The sequence below is a fragment of the Variovorax fucosicus genome (assembly GCF_030316825.1).
GTDB classification, from domain to species: domain Bacteria; phylum Pseudomonadota; class Gammaproteobacteria; order Burkholderiales; family Burkholderiaceae_C; genus Variovorax; species Variovorax fucosicus.
Genome location: NZ_JASZYU010000001.1, coordinates 1,019,592 through 1,036,253 on the forward strand (window position 1 = coordinate 1,019,592; position 16,662 = coordinate 1,036,253).

The following is a 16,662-nucleotide window of genomic DNA, read 5'->3' on the forward strand; positions in this document are numbered from 1 at the left end:
CTGCGCGCTCCTGTGTCACAGACGCCAGTGAAGTACTTTTGCGGCGGCTGGTCAATCCACCGGATGGCCGGCCCGCCGGTGCACGCCCCTACACTGCGCCCATGAAAACCTACCTTGTCGGCGGTGCGCTGCGCGACCGTCTGCTCGGCCTGCCGGTATCGGACCGCGACTGGCTCGTGGTCGGCGCCACGCCCGAAGAGATGACGCAGCGCGGCTACCTGCCGGTGGGGCGCGACTTTCCGGTGTTCCTGCATCCGCAAACGCGCGAAGAGTACGCGCTGGCGCGCACCGAGCGCAAGAGCGCGCCGGGCTACCGCGGCTTCACCATTCATGCCGCGCCCGACGTCACGCTGGAGCAAGACCTGGCGCGGCGCGACCTCACCATCAATTCGATCGCACTCCCGGCCGAACTGGCGGGCGACGGCGGCCAGTTTCCATTGAGCCTGGAGGCATTGGTCGACCCGTTCAACGGCCAGCGCGACCTGCGCGACAAGGTGCTGCGCCATGTGACCGACGCCTTCCGCGAAGACCCGGTGCGCATCCTGCGCGTGGCGCGCTTCGCCGCGCGCTTTCACCAGTTCGGCGTCGCGCCCGAAACCATGGCGCTGATGCGCGAAATGGTCGACGCCGGCGAGGTCGATGCGCTGGTGCCCGAACGCGTCTGGCAGGAGCTCGCACGCGGGCTGATGGAAGCGAGGCCGTCGCGCATGTTCGCGGTGCTGCACGAGTGCGGTGCGCTCGAGCGGCTGCTGCCGGAACTCGACCCTGCCACGGCCCGCATGCGGGCGCTCGACCGCGCCGCGCAGATCGGCGCTCCGCTGCCGGTGCGCTTTGCCTGTGTCATGCGCGGCCTCGGGCCGGCGCTGCCCGCGCTGTGCGAGCGCTGGCGCGTGCCGATCGAAGAGCGCGATCTGGCGCTGCTGGTCGACCGGGAGGGCCACCGCATCGATGCAGCCACCGAACTGGATGCCGCGCAAGTGATGGATCTGCTGGAACGCTGCGATGCCATCCGCAAGCCGCAGCGCTTCGAACAGGCCTTGCTGGCCTGCGAGTGCGGCGTGCTCGGCGAGCGCGCCGGCAGCTATGCGCCGCGCCCCCGCCTCGCCGCAGCCCTTGCCGCCGCCCGGGCTGTTGCTACGGATTCGATAGCACGCGATGCCCAGCGGGCCGGCGCGACCGGCCCGAAGATCGGGGACGCCATCCGTGCAGCACGGGTCGCGGCGGTGGCGTCGATCCCGCGCGCCTGATTACCGGCATTGGCCGACAGCGGCATGGCCGGCGCGGGGTTATGGTTGGCAACCCATGCTGACGCCTCCCCGCCTTACCCCCGACGCCGCCCTTTTTCTCGACTTCGACGGCACCCTGGTCGCCCTGGCCGAAACCCCCGAAGCGATCGAGATTCCACCGGCACTGGTCGCGCTGCTCGGTGATCTTCATGACTTGCTCGGCGGTGCCGTAGCCGTGGTGTCGGGCCGGCAGATCGACTCGATCGACCGCTATCTGGCACCGCTGCGGCTGCCGGCCGCGGGCGAGCACGGTGTGCAGCGGCGCGACGCCGAAGGTCATATGCAGGAGCAGCGCCCACCCGACCTGGTGGCGGTGCTCGACGCAGCCAACGAGCTCGCCGGCGCGCACCCAGGCCTATTGGTGGAACGCAAGCACGCCGCCATCGCGCTGCACTACCGGCTCGCGCCGGATCTCGAGGCTGTTTGCCGCGAGACCATGTCGCGCGTGATCGCGGGGCAGCCCCAGTTCGAGCTGCTGCACGGCAAGTTCGTGTTCGAAGTGAAGCCGGCCGGCGTGAACAAGGGCATCGCGATCGACGCCTTCCTGCGCGAGGCACCTTTCGCCGGACGCATGCCGGTGTTCGCAGGCGACGACACCACCGACGAAACCGGCTTTGCCGTGGTGCAGCCGCGCGGCGGCGTGGCCATCAAGGTCGGCAGCGGGCCGAGCCTTGCGGTGCACCGGCTCGAATCGCCCCGCGCGGTGTTCGAGTGGCTGCTGCAGGCGCGCGACCTGCTCGCGGCCGGGCCTCGGCCCGCGGCCGAGGGCACGCCGGCATGAGTCGCCTGGTCGTCGTTTCCAACCGCGTGGCCGATCCGCGCAAGCAGGCTGCCGGCGGACTGGCAGTGGCGCTCGGCGAAACGCTGCAGCAGACCGGCGGCCTCTGGTTCGGCTGGAGCGGCACGGTGATCGAGGGCGGGCCCGCCGGCGAAGGCGAACTGCACAAGCAACAGGCCGGCAAGGTGACGCTGGCCACGCTCGACCTGAGCCGTGAAGACCACGACAGCTACTACCTCGGCTACAGCAACGACGTCCTGTGGCCGGTGTTCCACAACCGGCTCGACCTGGCCCGGTTCGAGGCCGGCTTCATCGGCGGCTACCGGCGCGCCAACCAGCTGTTTGCGCGCAAGCTGCTGCCGCTGCTGAAGGAAGACGACATCATCTGGGTGCACGACTACCACCTGATCCCGCTGGCGGCCGAGCTGCGCGCGATGGGGTGCCGCCAGCGCATCGGCTTCTTCCTGCACATTCCGCTGCCGCCGCAGATCATCATGGCGGCCATTCCGCAGCACGAGTGGCTCACCCGCTCGCTGTTCGCCTACGACCTGATCGGGCTGCAGGCGCGCCAGGACCAGGAACACTTCGAGCGCTACGTGCTGAGCGAAGCCCATGGCGAGGCGCTCGGCAACGACATGTACCGCGCCTACGGACAGACGGTGCGCTGCGGCGCGTTTCCGATCGGCATCGACGTCGACGAGTTCGCCGCGCTCACGCACGCGAAGGAAGCGCGCGACATGTACGACACCATGAAGCGCGAGTATTCGACGCGGCGGCTGCTGCTCGGCATCGACCGCCTCGACTATTCCAAGGGCATCCCGAACCGCGTGCGCGCGTTTCGCGAACTGCTGGCGCACTACCCCGAGAACCGGCGTAGCGCGACGCTGATCCAGATCGCGTCGCCCACGCGCGAGACGGTCGATGCGTATGGCGACATCCGGCGCGAGCTCGAGTCGCTGTGCGGCGCGATCAACGGCGACTACGGCGAGCTCGACTGGATGCCGGTGCGCTACATCCACCGCAACGTGGCGCGCAAGCGCGTGCCCGGCCTGTGCCGCGCGGCCGCCGTGGGCCTGGTGACGCCACTGCGCGACGGCATGAACCTGGTGGCCAAGGAATACGTTGCGGCGCAAGACCCGGCCGACCCCGGCGTGCTGGTGCTGTCGCGTTTTGCCGGCGCGGCCGAGCAGCTGAAAGAGGCGCTGCTGGTGAACCCCTACGACACCCACGGCACGGCCGAGGTGATGCAGCAGGCGCTGCAGATGCCGCTGGAAGAACGCCGCCACCGGCACCAGAAGCTGCTGCAGGGCATTCGCGACCAGGACGTGCACTGGTGGCGCCGCACCTTCCTGCAGGCGCTCAGCGAGGCCACGCCGCCGGGCGACTGACGCTCAGCCTGACACCGGGTCGAGGTGCGGTGCCAACACCTCGGCCAGCCAGTCCATCAGCGCCTGCACGCGCTTCGACAGATTTCGCCGGTTCGCGTAGAGCAACGACACCGGCATCGGCTCACCAGTAAACCCCGGCATCACTTCGACCAGGAGGCCTGCGTTCAGCGAGGACATGGCGCCGAAGCGCGGCGCCTGGATCAACCCAAGGCCGGCCAGGCAGGCGGTCTGGTAGGCATCGGTGTGGTTGACGGTGATCACGCCCTGCATTTCCAGAACGCGGTAGCGCTCTCCGTCGTAGTACTCCCAGCCGGACACGGCGCCGCCGGGGCTCGACGCCCAGCGCACCAGTCGATGGCGCGCCAGATCCTCCAGCGTGCGGGGCGTGCCGTACTGCGCCAGGTAGGCGGGGCTCGCGCAGTTGACCTGCGACAGCTGGCCGAGGCGCCGGGCGACCAGCCCCGAATCCTGCAACTGGCCCACGCGCAGCACGCAGTCGAAGCCCTCGTGGACGAGATCGACGCGCCGGTCGGTGGTACTGAGTTCGATCTCGACCAGTGGATGCGCAGCCAGGAATTCCGGCAGGCGCGGAATCACCACGCTGCGCGCCAGGCCGGTCGGTAGGTCGACGCGCAGCCGGCCGCGCAGGCTGCTCGGCGCGTGCTGGAACAAGGCCTGCAGTTCTTCCGCATCGGCCAGCAGCGCCTTGCCGCGCTCCAGAAACTGTTCGCCGTCGGGCGTCACGCGCACGGTGCGCGTGGTGCGGTGCAGCAGCCGCGTGCCGAGCTGGGCCTCGAGTTGCTGCACGCTGGTGGAGACGCGTGATTTCGGCAGCCCGAGCTGTTCCGCAGCGCGCGTGAAGCTGCCGAGTTCGGCGACCTTCACAAAGGTTTGCAGCAGGGCGAAGTCCATGGCGTCGACTCAATTGTTCTTTTATGCAGAACGATTATGTCTATCTTTGCTGGTTTATCGCTTGATTGTTCCCTTCTAAAGTTCAGTCCATCCACTCTGAACCTGAAAGGAACCGACATGAGCCCCGCTCCCATCGCACTCGTCACCGGCGCCAGCCGCGGCCTCGGCAAGAACACCGCCCTGAAGCTGGCCGAACGCGGCGTCGACCTGATCCTCACCTACCGCAGCGGCGCCGACGAAGCGCAGCAACTGGTGCAGCAGGTCGAAGCGCTCGGCCGCCGCGCGGTGGCACTGCCGCTCGACGTGGCAGACAGCGCCGGCTTCACCGCTTTCGCCGCGGCCGTGAAAAGCGCGCTCGCCACGGTGTGGCAGCGCGAGCGCTTCGACTATCTGGTCAACAACGCCGGCGTCGGCATCAACGCACCCTTTGCGCAGACCACCGAAGCGGAGTTCGACATGCTGATGAAGATCCAGCTCAAGGGCCCGTTCTTCCTCACGCAGGCGCTGCTGCCGCTGATCGCCGACGGCGGGCGCATCGTCAACGTATCGACCGGCCTGGCGCGCTTCGCCCTGCCCGGCTACGCGGCCTATGCGTCGATGAAGGGCGGGATCGAGGTGCTGACGCGCTACCTGGCCAAGGAGCTCGGTGCGCGCGGCATCGCGGTGAACGTGGTGGCACCGGGCGCGATCGAGACCGACTTCGGCGGCGGCGTGGTGCGCGACAACGCGCAGATGAACGCAGCCATCGCGTCGCAGACCGCGCTGGGCCGGGTCGGCCTGCCCGACGACATCGGCGGTGCAATCTCGATGCTGCTGCAGCCCGACAACCGCTGGATCACCGGCCAGCGGATCGAGGTGTCGGGCGGCATGTTTCTTTGAGGTCGCCGCCTCCAGCCGCCGCGCTCAGATCAGCGGGATCGTCATGCGGTCGATCACGGCACGCGTGTCGGGGCGCACGCCGCGCCACCACACGAAAGCCTCGGCAGCCTGCTCGACCAACATGCCCACACCGTCGGCCAGTCTTGGCACGCCAGCGTTCTGCGCGAGCCGCAGGAAGGGCGTGAGGCCCTTGCCGTAGACCAGTTCGTAGGCCAGCCCGGCGCCCTGCAACGCCTCGGCCGGCAGCGGCGGCAGTTCGGCCTTGAGGCTGGCCGAAGTGGCGTTGATCACCATGTCGAAGCGCTGGCCGGCGAGCTCGGCGTAGCCTGATGCGACCACGCGGCCGTGCGCCGCGAATTTCCCGGCCAGCCCGGCGGCGGTCGCCACGGTGCGATTGGCCACCACCAACTCGGCCGGCGCCTGCGCCAGGAAGGGCAGCAGCGCCCCGCGCGCCGCGCCGCCGGCACCGAGCAGCAGCACGCGCGCGCCCTTCATCGCGACGCCCAAGTTGCGCGTGATGTCGTTGACCAGGCCGACGCCGTCGAAGTTGTCCGCGTAGATGCGGCTCCCTTCGAACTTGAGCGCGTTGGTGGCGCCGGCCAGTTCGGCGCGCTCCAGCCTGTCGGTCGCCAGGTCGAAAGCCTGCAGTTTGAACGGCGCGGTGATGTTCATGCCAAAGCCGCCGGCAGCGCGGAACGCGTGCACGGTATCGGCAAAACCGTCGAGCGGCCCTTCGATCGCGCTGTAGGCAATGTCCTGGCCCGTCGCCGCGGCGAAGCTGCCATGAATCAGCGGCGACTTGCTGTGGCCGATGGGATTGCCGATGACGGCGTAGCGGTCGGTCATTTGTTCGCCCCTCTCATTTGGCGTAGAGCACGCCGTCGGCCTGCATGTCGGCGATCTGCGCGTCGCTGAAGCCCAGGCTCGTGGCGACTTCCGCGTTGTGCTGGCCCAGGTCGGGCGCGACCTGCGTCTGCGTCGTGTCGCAGCCCGAGAAGCGGAACGGCAGATTCGGCAGCCGGATCGGGCCGAGCGCCGGATGCTGTTGTTCGACCACCATGCCGCGTGCCTGGATCTGCGGATCGGCCAGCACCTCGTCGATGCGCTGCACCTTGGCGCATGGCACGTCAATGCCATCGAGCAATTCCAGCACTCGCGCCACCGGGCGCGCTTCGACCCAGGCGCGAACCACTGGCAGGATGTCCAACCGGTTCGCGTTGCGGCCGGTCGAAGTGTGCAGGCGCGTGTCGGCACCGAAGCCGGCCGGGCCGCCGGTCTGCGAGACCAGCGTGGCAAAGCGCTTCCAGGCATCGTCCACCTGCGCGGCGATCACCAGGTCGCCGTCCTGCGCGCGGAACACGCCGTAGAGCGTGGAATTGGGCATGTCGTGGCCGGTCTGCACCGGCACCTCCTTGCCGTCGGACAGCGTGTAGCACTGCACCGCATACTCGTGCATCGACACCAGCGTGTCGTACAGCGCCATGTCGATGTGCTGCCCCCGGCCCGACTTCACGCGGCCGAGCAGCGCGGCATTGATCGCGGCCACGGCGTGGATTCCGGTGTACATGTCGCCGAGCGAGATGCGCAGCAGCGGCGGCGCCTCGCCCGGGTTGCCGACCATCTGCATGATCCCGCTCTTGGCCTCGGCGATCAGGCCGAAGCCGGCACGGTGCGCATCAGGCCCGGTGTGACCGTAGGCCGAGATCGAGCAATACACCAGGCCCGGATTGCGCGTCGCCAGTCCTTCGTAGCCCAGACCCAGCTTCTTCAGCGCGCCGGGGCGGTAGTTCTCGACGAACACGTCGGCGCTGTCGACCAGTTTCTGCATCAGTTCGCGGCCGCGCGGATCCTTGGTGTTGACGCACAGGCCCTTCTTGCCCATGTTCTGCTGCAGGAAATAGCCGCTGTGCTCGCCGACGAACCAGGCATGCTGGCGGCCGGCGTCGCCGGTGCCGGGACGCTCGACCTTGATCACCTCGGCGCCGAGCGCCGCCAGACAGCGCCCGACGTAGGGGCCGGCCAGGAAGTGGCTGTAGTCGACCACGCGGATGCCCGCAAGTGGCAGCGCCTGCTGCGCAGCGCTCATGCCGGCCTCCGCGGAATCATCACGCGGTGCTCGCCCTTTTGCACCACCTCGTCGCGCTGGTTGACGAGTTCGGACGGCAACACCAGGATGCCCCAGCCCGGCTTGCTCTTCGATTCCCGCTTGCTGCCGACGTGGAACTTCACGCGCACCGTGTCGCCGAGCTTGATCGGGCCGACGAAGCTCCATTCCCAACCCAGCGACATGCCGGGCATGAAGCGCATGTCGCTGCCAGTCTTCAGCCCGTCGGCGACCGACAGCCCGAACAGGCCGTGCGCCACGCGCGTGCCGAACGGCGTGGTGCGCGCGTAGGCCTCGTCGGTGTGCACCGGCGTGTGGTCGCCGGTCAGATCGGCGTAGGCCATGACGCGAGCCTCGGTCACTTCGTAGGGCGGGCTGGTGCATGCCTCGCCGACGACGGCGTCGTCCCAGTACTTGTCTTCGATGGCCATGGTGGTGGTGTTTCCTTGGTGTCTCGTCTTGTTGAACAGGGGTCAATCGCGCGGCTGCACGGCAAGTGCCTGCGCCACGGCGCCCTTGCTGGCCTGGATGAATTCGACGGCCAGGCCGTCGGGCAGCCGCAGCCAGTTGCGGCCTTGCGGCATCTCGGTCACGCCGAAGGCCTGCGCTGCGACCAATGCAGCCTCGAGGTCTTCGCACATCACGCCGAGGTGGCCCAGCCGCCCTTCGGGACCGACGAAATCGGGGTTGGCCATGAACTGCATGCCGCCCAGCGTCCAGTACTGCGCCGGCGCTTCGATCGAGCCCTGCACCTCGCGCATCGCCATGCCGCAAACGTCGTGGAAGAACTTGATGTGCCAGTGGATGTCCTGAACCCAGATGGCGACGTGTTCCAGATAGGCTTTCGGCTGGCTCATCGGGTCGTCTCCTCCATGCGGCGCTCGATGCCCTTGATGGCGGCTACCAGCGTCTGGTTGACCGGCGTCGGCACGTTGTGCTTGGCGCCTGCGCGCACCACCGAGCCGTTGATGTAGTCGATCTCGGTGGCCGAGCCTTTCTCGAGGCTCTGCAGCATCGAGGTCTTGAACTCCGGCGGCAGGCCGTCGGCGGCCATGACCCAGGCGTCGCGCGGCTCCTTGATCGACAGCGTGACGCCGGCGGCGCGCGCCACCGCCATCGCTTCGGCCACTGCGGCCACGGCGGTCGCTTCGATCTCGGGCACGGCATAGAGGCTGCCGTAGGTCTGGCCGGTGATGCCGCTCAGCGCGCCGGTGGACACGTTGATGAGCAGCTTGTCCCACATCACGCCCAGGATGTTGTCGCTGAGCTCGGTGGGCAGTTCGGCACGCTCGAATTCGGCGGCGATGGCCCTGGCGCGCGCGCTGAGGCGGCCGTCGAGCTCGCCGATCACGGTGCGCTTGCCGCGCGTGCCGGCGATGACGTGGCCGGGGCCGAGCAGCACGCCGCCGACGTAGGTCTTGCCGGCCAGCACATGCGCGCGACCCACCACCTCGGCCAGGATCTCCTCGTGACCCATGCCGTTCTGCAGCGACAGCACGGCGGTGTCCGGCCCGACGATGTTGCGTGCGCCTTCGATCGCCGAACGCGTGTGGAAGGACTTGACCAGCACGATCACCAGGTCGGCCGGCTCCAGGCCGCCGGCATCAAGTGCGGCCCTGACCTTGACGGTGCGCTCCGAATTGCCGTCCTTCATGCGCAGGCCGTTGCGGTTGATGGCGTCGACGTGGGCCCGGAACGGGTCGATCAGCGTGACCTCGGAACCCGCCGCGGCGAGCGTGCCGCCGATCGCGCAACCGAGGGCGCCGGCACCCAAAAAATGGATCTTCAAGCAGGTCTCCTTGTTCGTCCGAGCCGATGCGGCCTGGCAACGGACTCAACGATAGGGAGCAATCAACATTTCCAAAATGCAGCTACCGCAATAACGTACATTGCATTTCGCAATGAATGAAACGACCGACACCCCCGACGCCGGGCTGCTCGACATCAAGCTGCTGCGCCTGTTCGAGCTGCTCTACAGCACGCACAGCGTGACGCGCGCCGCCGAACAGCTCGGGCAAAGCCAACCCACCGTGAGCATCTGGCTGGCACGGCTGCGCCGGCAATTGAACGACCCGCTGTTCGTGCGCACGCCCAGCGGCATGCAGCCAACGCCGCGCGCCGAGATGCTGATCGGCATCGTGCGCGAAGCGTTGCGCTCGCTGCGCCAGTTGGCCATCGCGCAGGCCGTGTTCGACCCTGCGACCGCCAGCCGCCGCTTTCGCATCTGCATGACGGACGCCAGCCATGTGACGCTGCTGCCGCAGCTGCTGGCCCATGTGCGCGCGTCGGCACCCAAGGTGCGGCTGGTGGCAGCGCGCATCGATGGCGAGACGGCCCAGGCCCTGCAGTCCGGCGAGGCCGATCTGGCAATCGGCCTGGTGCCCTGGCTGGAGTCAGGCTTCTACCAGCAGGTGCTGTTTCCGCAGGACTGGGTCTGTCTGGTCAATGCGCGGCACCCGCGCATCGGTGCCAAGGCCTTGGGCCTGCGCGACTACAAGGCCGAGGCGCATGTCGGCATCGCCGGTGGCACCGGCGGGCAACTGCTGGAGGCGGCGCTGGCCAGGCACCGCATCGAACGGCGGGTGCAACTGGAACTTCCGGGCTTTCTGGGTTTGGCGGCGATCGTGGAGACCACGGATCTGATCGCCACGTTGCCCCGCCACATTGGCGAAACGCTGGCCAGAACCGGCGGCCTGACCGTGTTCCCCTGCCCGCTTCCGGTGCCGCCCTTCACGGTCAAGCAACATTGGCACGCGCGGTATCACGAGGATCCAGCCAACCGTTGGCTGCGCGAGCTGTGCGCCCGGCTGTTTGCGGCGCGCGGCCAGCACGCACCCAAACCCGTCAGAAGGATGGCCAGCCGCTAGTCCAGCAGCGCCAGCGCCGCGTAGTCGCCCACCTTGTCACCCAGCCCCGCGGGCACCAGCGTGACGCCCGCCGTCAATGAGGGCAGCCTGCCATCGATCTGCGCCTGCAGCCGCGGCAGCAGGAATTCGCGGTTGTTCCAGAACACGCTGCCTCCCAGGCTGATGCGCTCCAGATCGAGCGTGGCGACCAGGTTGTAGAGCATGCGGCCCATGCTGCGGCAGAGCGCGTCGACTCGCGCCAGCGCCGCCGCATCGCCGGCCGCCGCCGCAGCGAACAGCGCTTCGGCCGGCTGCCCGAAGCGGCGTGCAATCGCGTTGCCCGCGGTCAGTCCCTCGACGTCGCCCACGTTGCCGCAGCCGCACAGCGCATTGCTGTCGTCGTCGACCACGAAGGTGTGGCCGGCGTGGCCGGCGTTGCCGTTCTTGCCGTGCAGCACGCGCCCGTCGACGCACAGGCCGACGCCGATGCCGGTGCTCCAGGTGACGTAGGCGCAATGGCCGACGCCCTGGAGCGCCCCCCAGCGGCGCTCGGCCTCGAGCGCACCGACGGCATCGTTCTCGACGCGCACCTCGTCGAAGCGGACGGCCAGCGGTGCCTCGACGGGCGCGGTCATCCAGTCGTTGGGCAGGCCGCGCGCTGGGCCGGCGATGCCGCCGCAGATGTTGGGCGTGGCGAGTTCGATCGCACCGGCGCTCAGCACGAACGGCCCGGCCGACGACACGCCGACGCGCCGCACCGCCTCAGGCGCGATCTTCTGCTCGGCACAGACCTCGTCGACCATGCGCAGGATCTGCCGCGCGACCGCGAAGTTGTCGCCGGTCTTGGCGGTCGGTTCGCTGCGGCGGCCCAGCAAGGGCCGGGCGCTGCCATCCAGCGACTGGCCGTCGGCCGCCAGGCTCACGGCCAGCTTGGTACCGCCGATGTCGACGCAGGCTCTCATTTCTTGTCTGTCCTTGTGGTTGTCAGATCCATCGCGCGATCAACGCCGCGATCATGCTGAGCACCAGCGTGCTCGCGATCGGAAGTTGCCAGTTGCGCCCGAAGGCGCGGAATTCGAAGTCGCCGGGCAGGCGCCCGAAGCCATAGCGGCGCAGGAACTCGGTGAGCCCGCTCATGAGTACCAGCGCGAGCACGACGACGATGAGCCAGCGGATCATTCACGCAGCAGTTCGAGCGCGGCGCGGTGCAGCGCGGGGGTGGCGGCAGCGATGACACGGCCGTCGGAATTCAGGCCCAGCGGCTGGCCCTGCCAGTCGGTGATGACGCCGCCCGCCGCTTCGATCAACCCCGTCGGGCCGAGGTAGTCATAGGGTTGCAGGCCGGCCTCGACCACCAGGTCGATGGTGCCGCCCGCAAGCTGGGCATAGCCGTAGCAATCGCCGCCGAAGCGGCGCATTGCACAGCGGCGACTCAGCCGGTCGAAGGCATGCCAGTCGGCCGGCGCAAAGATGTCGGGCGAGGTGGTGACGATGCGGGCCTGGGCCACTTCTGCGCAGGCGCTCACGCGCACGGCTTCGCCGTTGCGGTGCGCGCCGATTCCGGCCTGGCCGACCCAGCGCTCGCCGAGCACCGGCATGTCGACGATGCCGAGCGTGACGCGCCCGCCCTCGAGCAGACCGATCAGCGTGCCCCAGAGCGGCGAGCCTGTGATGAAGCTGCGGGTGCCGTCGATCGGGTCGAGCACCCAGATGCGCGCGGCATCGAGTCGCACGAGCCCGTGCTCCTCGCCGTAGATGCCATCGGCCGGGCACTGCGCGCCGAGGATGTCGCGCATGGCCGTTTCGGCCGCGCGGTCGGCCAGCGTGACCGGGCTTTCGTCGGCCTTGGTGATGATGTCGAGCGGCGTTCGAAACCAGCGCATCGACTCGGCCGCCGCGGCATCGGCCAGGGCCCGCGCGATGCGCAGCGATTCTTCGGGGCGTGTGGAACTCATGGCAGGCAAAAGCGGAACAAGATGGCATTAGAACCGAGCCGGCTTGCCGCCGGATTGACAGCCGGCGTGGCGCCCGCCTAGCATCCGGCCCGAATACGCCCAGCGCCGACCCCCGGCCCGCGGCACGGAGCTGGCATGGTGTTGGGTGGATCGATGTTTCTCGCGTTCTTTCGCAACGCCTGTTGCACCTTTCTTCTGCTGGCGGGCACTGCCGGACTGGCCGGCGCCACGCCGTCGGCGAGCGAAGACAAGATCATCGAGAGCCTGATCCAGCGGGTAGCGGCCAGGGCCAACATGGTCTTCCTGCGCAATGGCAACGAATACAGCGCGGCCGACGCGGCCAGGCACATGCGCGAGAAGTACGAGTACTTCAAGCAGGAGATCGTCACCGCGGAAGACTTCATCCTGCGCTGCGGCACCCGGTCGGAGATGACCAAGGTCACCTACAAGGTCAGGATGGCGGGCGGCAACGCGGTGCGCGAATCGAGCGACTTCCTGTACGAAGAGCTGCGCGCCCTGCGCCAGCGCTGACGCGCACTCCCGGCGCCGGTGCTCAGAGCGTGTGGCTGCGGTCGCCTTCGGCGAAGCCCAGTGGTTCCCAGGGCGCGCCGATGCCGAAGCCGATCACCTTGAACAGTTCGCCCATCTCGTGTTCATGGATCAAGCGGGCCGCCAGCGCCCGCTGCGCCTGCGTGGCGTGCTCCATTTTTGACGTCAGACCGCAGTTGATGAGGAACCGGGCCTGGCTGCAGTAGCCCAGCACTTCCAGCCCCGCGTTCTGGCCCGCCAGCGCCACGCCGGTGAAGTTGACGTGCGCCGTGATGTCCTTGGCGCCGACGTCCACCAGCGGGTCGCCGTCGGCCAGGTGCGCCTTGTGGCACATCACGGTGCCCATGTGGCGCTGCGGGTGGTAGTACTCTGCCTCGGGGAAGCCGTAGTCGAGAAAGAACGCCGCACCGCGGGTGAGCCGGTCGGCCAGCGTGGCGATGAAGGCCTCGGCCTGGGGATGGATCTCGGTCAGGTAGTCCTGCGGGCCCTCGGGCTCGACCGGCGGACGCAGGTCGGTCGGACGGTCTTGCCAGGCCCAGCCCGCTTCGTGCGCCACCACGCCGCGCTCCAACCAGCGGCCGCCCACGCGCACCAGCAGCTGCACCGGCATCGCGTCGAGCACCTCGTTGCCGATCACGATGCCCTGCATGGTGTCGGGCAAGGCGCTGAGCCATTCGACCTTGTCGCCGAAACGCGCCAGGGTCACGCGCTGACGGGCACGCAGGCTGCCCGAAAGATCCACGATGCGGTAGTGCTTCACGCGCTTGCCCAGTGCATCGAGCACTTGCGCGGCCAGCGCGCCGGAGCCGGCGCCGAACTCCCACACCGTGTCGGTGCCGGTTTTTTCCAGTGCCTCGGCCAGTTGCACCGCAAGGGCCTGGCCGAACAGCGGCGTCATCTCGGGCGCGGTGACGAAGTCGCTGCCGGACGCCGGCATCTGTCCGAACTTGCGGCTGTCGTTGGCGTAGTAGCCGAGGCCGGGCGCGTACAAGGCCAGCGCCATGAAGCGGTCAAAGGGCAACCAGCCGCCCGAGCGAGCGAGCGTGGCGTCGATAATCCGGGTCAGCGGATGGGCGCGCTCGGCGCCTGGCTCCAATTTCATAGAAGCGGAAATCTATCAGCATGGCAACGACGACCCCCGGCGTGCTCGTGACCGGTGGCGGACAACGGCTCGGCGCCGCGGTCTGCGAGGCCTTCGCGCGCGCGGGCTGGCGGGTCTGGTGCCAGTACCGGGCCTCGCGCGTGGCGGCCGAAGCGCTTTGCGCGCGGCTGCGCGACGAAGGGCATGCGGCCGCGGCCATCGAGGCCGACATCGCCAGCGAAGCGGGCCGGCAAGCGCTGGTCGCACGGGTCACGGCGGACGCACCGCTGCACTGCGTCGTCAACAACGCCTCGGCGTTCGAGCCCGACACCGGGCTCGACTTCGAAGCCGAGGCCGCGCTGAAGCAACTCGGCGTGAACCTGATCGCGCCGCTCTCGTTCGCGCGCCTGCTGGCGAAGCAGCCGGCCGATGGCGCAGACCGTTGTGCCATCCACATCCTCGACCAGAAGGTGTTCAACCTGAACCCCGACTATTTCTCGTACACCGTCTCGAAGCTCGCTCTCGAGCGCTCGGTGGCGCTGCAGGCCCAGGCGCTGGCGCCGGCCGTGCGCGTGTGCGGCGTGGCGCCGGGCATCCTGTTCAAGAGCGGGCCGCAGAACGAGGCCAACTTTGCCCGGGCCGCGCGCGCCAACCTGCTGCGCCGGCCGATCGATCCCGCCGATGTGGCGAAAAGCTGCGTCTTCCTGGCCGGCACGCCGAGCGTGACAGGCACCACGTTGAGCGTCGACAACGGCCAGCACCTGGTGCCGCTGGAACGCGACATCATGTTCGTCGTCGACGACCTGCTGAAAGCAAGCACTCCATGACTTTTGCCGCCCTCGACCCCTTGTTGCTCTCCTGCCGGCGCGTGTTCCTGCGCGACTACGAGGTGTGGATCAACATCGGCGTGCACGAGTTCGAGAAGCGCGCCGAACAGCGCGTGATCATCAACGTCGACCTCTACGTGCCCTTGGCCGTTTCGACCCCCCGGGCCGACGAGCTCGACGAAGTGGTCGACTACGACTTCATCCGCCGAACCGTCGCCGCACGCCTGAGCAAGGGGCACATCCATCTGCAGGAAACGCTGTGCGACGACATCCTGACGCAGGTGCTGGCGCACCCGAAGGTGCAGGCCGCACGCGTGTCGACGGCCAAGCCCGATGTGTATCCCGACTGCCATTCCGTCGGCGTCGAAGTTTTCCGGAGCAAATGAAATGAGCGCCATCTGGATCGACGAGGCCGCGCCCGCGGCTTCTTTCAAGATCGAACGCGAAACGCACAAGCTCGAAAAGCGCCTGTGCCGCGAAGTCGGCCGCGCGATCGTCGACTACAACATGATCGAGGAAGGCGACAAGGTCATGGTGTGCGTGTCGGGCGGCAAGGACAGCTACGCAATGCTGGACATCCTGCTCAAGCTCAAGGCGCGCGCGCCGATCCATTTCGACCTGATCGCCGTCAACCTCGACCAGAAGCAGCCGGGCTTTCCCGAAGAGGTGCTGCCCAAGTACCTGAGCGAGCTGGGTGTGGCCTTCCACATCGAGAACCAGGACACCTACAGCATCGTCAAGCGCGTGATTCCCGAGGGCAAGACCACCTGCGGCCTGTGCAGCCGGCTGCGGCGCGGCATCCTGTACCGCGTGGCCGACGAGCTGGGCGCCACCAAGGTCGCGCTGGGACACCACCGCGACGACATGCTGCAGACCTTCTTCCTCAACATGTTCTTTGCCGGCAAGCTCAAGAGCATGCCGCCCAAGCTGGTGAGCGACGACGGCCGCCACATCGTGATCCGTCCGCTCGCCTACGTGGCCGAGAAAGACCTGGTGCGCTGGGCGCAGCACCGCGCATTCCCGATCATTCCCTGCACGCTGTGCGGCAGCCAGGAGAACCTGCAGCGCAAGCAGGTGGCCGAAATGCTGCGCGAATGGGAGAAAAAGCACCCGGGCCGCGTCGAGAACATGTTCACCGCGCTGCAGAACGTGGTGCCCTCGCACCTGCTCGACGGAACGCGACACGACTTCAAGGGGCTCAAGGCCACCGGCGTGGCCGATGACGAGGGCGACAAGGCTTTCGATGCGCCCGAATTTCCTGCCACGGGCATCGGCGCCGTCGGTGGCCTGGCCCCGCTGCGCGTGGTTCAACTCTGACGTTGTTCGATGGATGTCACCCGCCTGATCGCCATCCGCCACGGCGAGACCGCCTGGAACGTCGACACCCGGATTCAGGGCCAGCTCGACATCCCGCTCAACGCGACCGGCGAATGGCAAGCCAGCCGTCTCGGCGAAGCGCTGCGCGACGAGCCGATGGCGGCCATCTATTCGAGCGACCTGCGCCGCGCCTGGCAGACCGCCGAGGCGATCGCCGCGCCGCAGGGCCTGGCCGTGATGCCCGACGCCGGCCTGCGCGAGCGCGGCTTCGGCCACTTCGAAGGCCTGACCTTCGCCCGGATCGATGCCGAGCTGCCCGAACAGGCCCGGCTGTGGCGCACGCGCGATCCCGACTTCTCGCCGCAAGGCGGTGAATCGCTCCTGGTGTTCCGCGACCGCGTCGCACGCACGGTCGACGCGATCGCGGCGCGCCACCCGGGCGAACTGGTGGGCATCGTCGCCCACGGCGGCGTGATGGACGTGCTCTACCGCGCCGCCACCCGGCAGGAACTGCAGGCGCCCCGCACCTGGCAGCTCGGAAACGCAGCGATTAACCGGTTGCTGTGGACGCCCGAGGGCCTCTCTTTGGTGGGCTGGAGCGACACCTCGCACCTGGCCAGCGACGCGCTCGACGAAACCAGCAGTTGACTCTGTGCAGAAGTGCTTCTTTTGTGTTACTTTTTGAAGCGCAACAGGTTCTGACTGTCAGCTTTTAGTATTCAAACCCCCGAAAGAGGGGC

The 16,662-nt window shown here is 68.3% G+C and carries 20 protein-coding genes; 10 read left to right on the top strand and 10 right to left on the bottom strand.

The annotated features are described in order from the left end of the window. The first annotated feature begins 101 nt into the window (after positions 1–101). The 3 genes from QTI05_RS04805 to otsA are packed head-to-tail and all read left to right on the top strand — an operon-like array spanning position 102 to position 3,452. Complete coding sequence (locus tag QTI05_RS04805) at positions 102–1,247, top strand: tRNA nucleotidyltransferase/poly(A) polymerase-related protein (RefSeq protein ID WP_286623123.1); 1,146 nt, start codon at positions 102–104, stop codon at positions 1,245–1,247. Between the two features lie 55 nt (positions 1,248–1,302). Further along, positions 1,303–2,067 carry a trehalose-phosphatase gene (gene otsB / locus QTI05_RS04810; RefSeq protein WP_286541759.1) on the top strand — a complete coding sequence of 255 codons (765 nt, stop codon included), beginning with the start codon at positions 1,303–1,305 and terminating at the stop codon, positions 2,065–2,067. After that, a complete protein-coding gene (otsA, locus tag QTI05_RS04815; protein WP_286541758.1) occupies positions 2,064–3,452 on the top strand; it encodes an alpha,alpha-trehalose-phosphate synthase (UDP-forming) in 1,389 nt (462 codons plus the stop codon). Before otsB ends, otsA begins: the two co-directional genes overlap by 4 nt. 3 nt (positions 3,453–3,455) lie before the next feature. Here otsA and QTI05_RS04820 read toward each other — a convergent pair whose 3' ends face one another. Continuing rightward, positions 3,456–4,364, bottom strand: coding sequence for a LysR family transcriptional regulator (locus QTI05_RS04820; RefSeq protein ID WP_286623124.1), 909 nt, complete (start codon positions 4,362–4,364; stop codon positions 3,456–3,458). A 117-nt stretch (positions 4,365–4,481) separates the two neighbouring features. On the opposite strand from QTI05_RS04820, the gene QTI05_RS04825 reads away from it, so the two are divergent. Further along, complete coding sequence (locus QTI05_RS04825) at positions 4,482–5,243, top strand: SDR family NAD(P)-dependent oxidoreductase (protein ID WP_286623126.1); 762 nt, start codon at positions 4,482–4,484, stop codon at positions 5,241–5,243. Between the two features lie 24 nt (positions 5,244–5,267). On the opposite strand, the gene aroE is transcribed toward QTI05_RS04825, so the two are convergent. Genes aroE through QTI05_RS04850 form a run of 5 tightly spaced genes read right to left on the bottom strand, consistent with a single transcriptional unit; the run spans position 5,268 to position 9,136 of the window. Further along, the gene (gene aroE / locus QTI05_RS04830) at positions 5,268–6,089 is read right to left on the bottom strand and encodes a shikimate dehydrogenase (protein WP_286623127.1); all 822 of its coding nucleotides are present in this window, start codon (positions 6,087–6,089) and stop codon (positions 5,268–5,270) included. A 13-nt stretch (positions 6,090–6,102) separates the two neighbouring features. Beyond that, entirely contained in the window at positions 6,103–7,329 is a 1,227-nt protein-coding gene (locus tag QTI05_RS04835) for a CaiB/BaiF CoA transferase family protein (protein ID WP_286623130.1), read from the bottom strand. Beyond that, the gene (locus QTI05_RS04840) at positions 7,326–7,778 is read right to left on the bottom strand and encodes a MaoC family dehydratase (RefSeq protein WP_286623132.1); all 453 of its coding nucleotides are present in this window, start codon (positions 7,776–7,778) and stop codon (positions 7,326–7,328) included. Before QTI05_RS04840 ends, QTI05_RS04835 begins: the two co-directional genes overlap by 4 nt. 42 nt (positions 7,779–7,820) lie before the next feature. Next, positions 7,821–8,204 carry a VOC family protein gene (locus QTI05_RS04845; RefSeq protein WP_286623134.1) on the bottom strand — a complete coding sequence of 128 codons (384 nt, stop codon included), beginning with the start codon at positions 8,202–8,204 and terminating at the stop codon, positions 7,821–7,823. Continuing rightward, complete coding sequence (locus QTI05_RS04850; RefSeq protein ID WP_286541751.1) at positions 8,201–9,136, bottom strand: ketopantoate reductase family protein; 936 nt, start codon at positions 9,134–9,136, stop codon at positions 8,201–8,203. Before QTI05_RS04850 ends, QTI05_RS04845 begins: the two co-directional genes overlap by 4 nt. Before the next feature lie 112 nt (positions 9,137–9,248). On the opposite strand from QTI05_RS04850, the gene QTI05_RS04855 reads away from it, so the two are divergent. Then, positions 9,249–10,214 (top strand): LysR family transcriptional regulator, encoded by a 966-nt coding sequence (locus tag QTI05_RS04855; protein ID WP_286623136.1) that lies wholly within the window; start codon positions 9,249–9,251, stop codon positions 10,212–10,214. Here QTI05_RS04855 and QTI05_RS04860 read toward each other — a convergent pair. From QTI05_RS04860 to hisN, 3 genes are read right to left on the bottom strand one after another with little or no spacing between them, the layout of a single operon-like run. Beyond that, a complete protein-coding gene (locus tag QTI05_RS04860) occupies positions 10,211–11,155 on the bottom strand; it encodes an ROK family protein (RefSeq protein ID WP_286623137.1) in 945 nt (314 codons plus the stop codon). The two genes, QTI05_RS04855 and QTI05_RS04860, sit on opposite strands and share 4 nt — an antisense overlap. Positions 11,156–11,177: 22 nt before the next feature. Beyond that, entirely contained in the window at positions 11,178–11,372 is a 195-nt protein-coding gene (locus QTI05_RS04865; protein WP_286541748.1) for a DUF2905 domain-containing protein, read from the bottom strand. Then, the gene (gene hisN, locus QTI05_RS04870) at positions 11,369–12,148 is read right to left on the bottom strand and encodes a histidinol-phosphatase (RefSeq protein ID WP_286623138.1); all 780 of its coding nucleotides are present in this window, start codon (positions 12,146–12,148) and stop codon (positions 11,369–11,371) included. The genes QTI05_RS04865 and hisN overlap by 4 nt, the downstream gene beginning before the upstream one ends. 135 nt (positions 12,149–12,283) lie before the next feature. Between hisN and QTI05_RS04875 the strand changes: the two genes are divergently transcribed. Continuing rightward, the gene (locus QTI05_RS04875) at positions 12,284–12,679 is read left to right on the top strand and encodes a DUF5329 family protein (protein WP_286623139.1); all 396 of its coding nucleotides are present in this window, start codon (positions 12,284–12,286) and stop codon (positions 12,677–12,679) included. 22 nt (positions 12,680–12,701) lie between these two features. Here the strand turns inward: QTI05_RS04875 and QTI05_RS04880 are convergent, their stop codons facing one another. Beyond that, positions 12,702–13,799 (bottom strand): class I SAM-dependent methyltransferase, encoded by a 1,098-nt coding sequence (locus tag QTI05_RS04880; RefSeq protein WP_286623140.1) that lies wholly within the window; start codon positions 13,797–13,799, stop codon positions 12,702–12,704. 20 nt (positions 13,800–13,819) lie between these two features. On the opposite strand from QTI05_RS04880, the gene QTI05_RS04885 reads away from it, so the two are divergent. From QTI05_RS04885 to QTI05_RS04900, 4 genes are read left to right on the top strand one after another with little or no spacing between them, the layout of a single operon-like run. Beyond that, entirely contained in the window at positions 13,820–14,605 is a 786-nt protein-coding gene (locus tag QTI05_RS04885; RefSeq protein ID WP_286623142.1) for an SDR family oxidoreductase, read from the top strand. Then, positions 14,602–14,991, top strand: a complete 390-nt coding sequence (locus QTI05_RS04890) for a dihydroneopterin aldolase (protein ID WP_286541743.1) — start codon at positions 14,602–14,604, stop codon at positions 14,989–14,991. Before QTI05_RS04885 ends, QTI05_RS04890 begins: the two co-directional genes overlap by 4 nt. 1 nt (position 14,992) lies before the next feature. After that, entirely contained in the window at positions 14,993–15,922 is a 930-nt protein-coding gene (gene ttcA / locus QTI05_RS04895; protein WP_286623143.1) for a tRNA 2-thiocytidine(32) synthetase TtcA, read from the top strand. 9 nt (positions 15,923–15,931) lie between these two features. Next, positions 15,932–16,570, top strand: coding sequence for a histidine phosphatase family protein (locus QTI05_RS04900; protein ID WP_286541741.1), 639 nt, complete (start codon positions 15,932–15,934; stop codon positions 16,568–16,570). Positions 16,571–16,662: the final 92 nt, after the last annotated feature.

Excerpts from the sequence above, each read along its gene's own strand:
- QTI05_RS04805 (WP_286623123.1), top strand. The coding sequence starts at position 102 with ATGAAAACCTACCTTGTCGGCGGTGCGCTGCGCGACCGTCTGCTCGGC.
- otsB (WP_286541759.1), top strand. The coding sequence starts at position 1,303 with ATGCTGACGCCTCCCCGCCTTACCCCCGACGCCGCCCTTTTTCTCGAC.
- otsA (WP_286541758.1), top strand. The coding sequence starts at position 2,064 with ATGAGTCGCCTGGTCGTCGTTTCCAACCGCGTGGCCGATCCGCGCAAG.
- QTI05_RS04820 (WP_286623124.1), bottom strand. The coding sequence starts at position 4,364 with ATGGACTTCGCCCTGCTGCAAACCTTTGTGAAGGTCGCCGAACTCGGC.
- QTI05_RS04825 (WP_286623126.1), top strand. The coding sequence starts at position 4,482 with ATGAGCCCCGCTCCCATCGCACTCGTCACCGGCGCCAGCCGCGGCCTC.
- aroE (WP_286623127.1), bottom strand. The coding sequence starts at position 6,089 with ATGACCGACCGCTACGCCGTCATCGGCAATCCCATCGGCCACAGCAAG.
- QTI05_RS04835 (WP_286623130.1), bottom strand. The coding sequence starts at position 7,329 with ATGAGCGCTGCGCAGCAGGCGCTGCCACTTGCGGGCATCCGCGTGGTC.
- QTI05_RS04840 (WP_286623132.1), bottom strand. The coding sequence starts at position 7,778 with ATGGCCATCGAAGACAAGTACTGGGACGACGCCGTCGTCGGCGAGGCA.
- QTI05_RS04845 (WP_286623134.1), bottom strand. The coding sequence starts at position 8,204 with ATGAGCCAGCCGAAAGCCTATCTGGAACACGTCGCCATCTGGGTTCAG.
- QTI05_RS04855 (WP_286623136.1), top strand. The coding sequence starts at position 9,249 with ATGAATGAAACGACCGACACCCCCGACGCCGGGCTGCTCGACATCAAG.
- QTI05_RS04860 (WP_286623137.1), bottom strand. The coding sequence starts at position 11,155 with ATGAGAGCCTGCGTCGACATCGGCGGTACCAAGCTGGCCGTGAGCCTG.
- QTI05_RS04865 (WP_286541748.1), bottom strand. The coding sequence starts at position 11,372 with ATGATCCGCTGGCTCATCGTCGTCGTGCTCGCGCTGGTACTCATGAGC.
- hisN (WP_286623138.1), bottom strand. The coding sequence starts at position 12,148 with ATGAGTTCCACACGCCCCGAAGAATCGCTGCGCATCGCGCGGGCCCTG.
- QTI05_RS04875 (WP_286623139.1), top strand. The coding sequence starts at position 12,284 with ATGGTGTTGGGTGGATCGATGTTTCTCGCGTTCTTTCGCAACGCCTGT.
- QTI05_RS04880 (WP_286623140.1), bottom strand. The coding sequence starts at position 13,799 with ATGAAATTGGAGCCAGGCGCCGAGCGCGCCCATCCGCTGACCCGGATT.
- QTI05_RS04885 (WP_286623142.1), top strand. The coding sequence starts at position 13,820 with ATGGCAACGACGACCCCCGGCGTGCTCGTGACCGGTGGCGGACAACGG.
- QTI05_RS04890 (WP_286541743.1), top strand. The coding sequence starts at position 14,602 with ATGACTTTTGCCGCCCTCGACCCCTTGTTGCTCTCCTGCCGGCGCGTG.
- ttcA (WP_286623143.1), top strand. The coding sequence starts at position 14,993 with ATGAGCGCCATCTGGATCGACGAGGCCGCGCCCGCGGCTTCTTTCAAG.
- QTI05_RS04900 (WP_286541741.1), top strand. The coding sequence starts at position 15,932 with ATGGATGTCACCCGCCTGATCGCCATCCGCCACGGCGAGACCGCCTGG.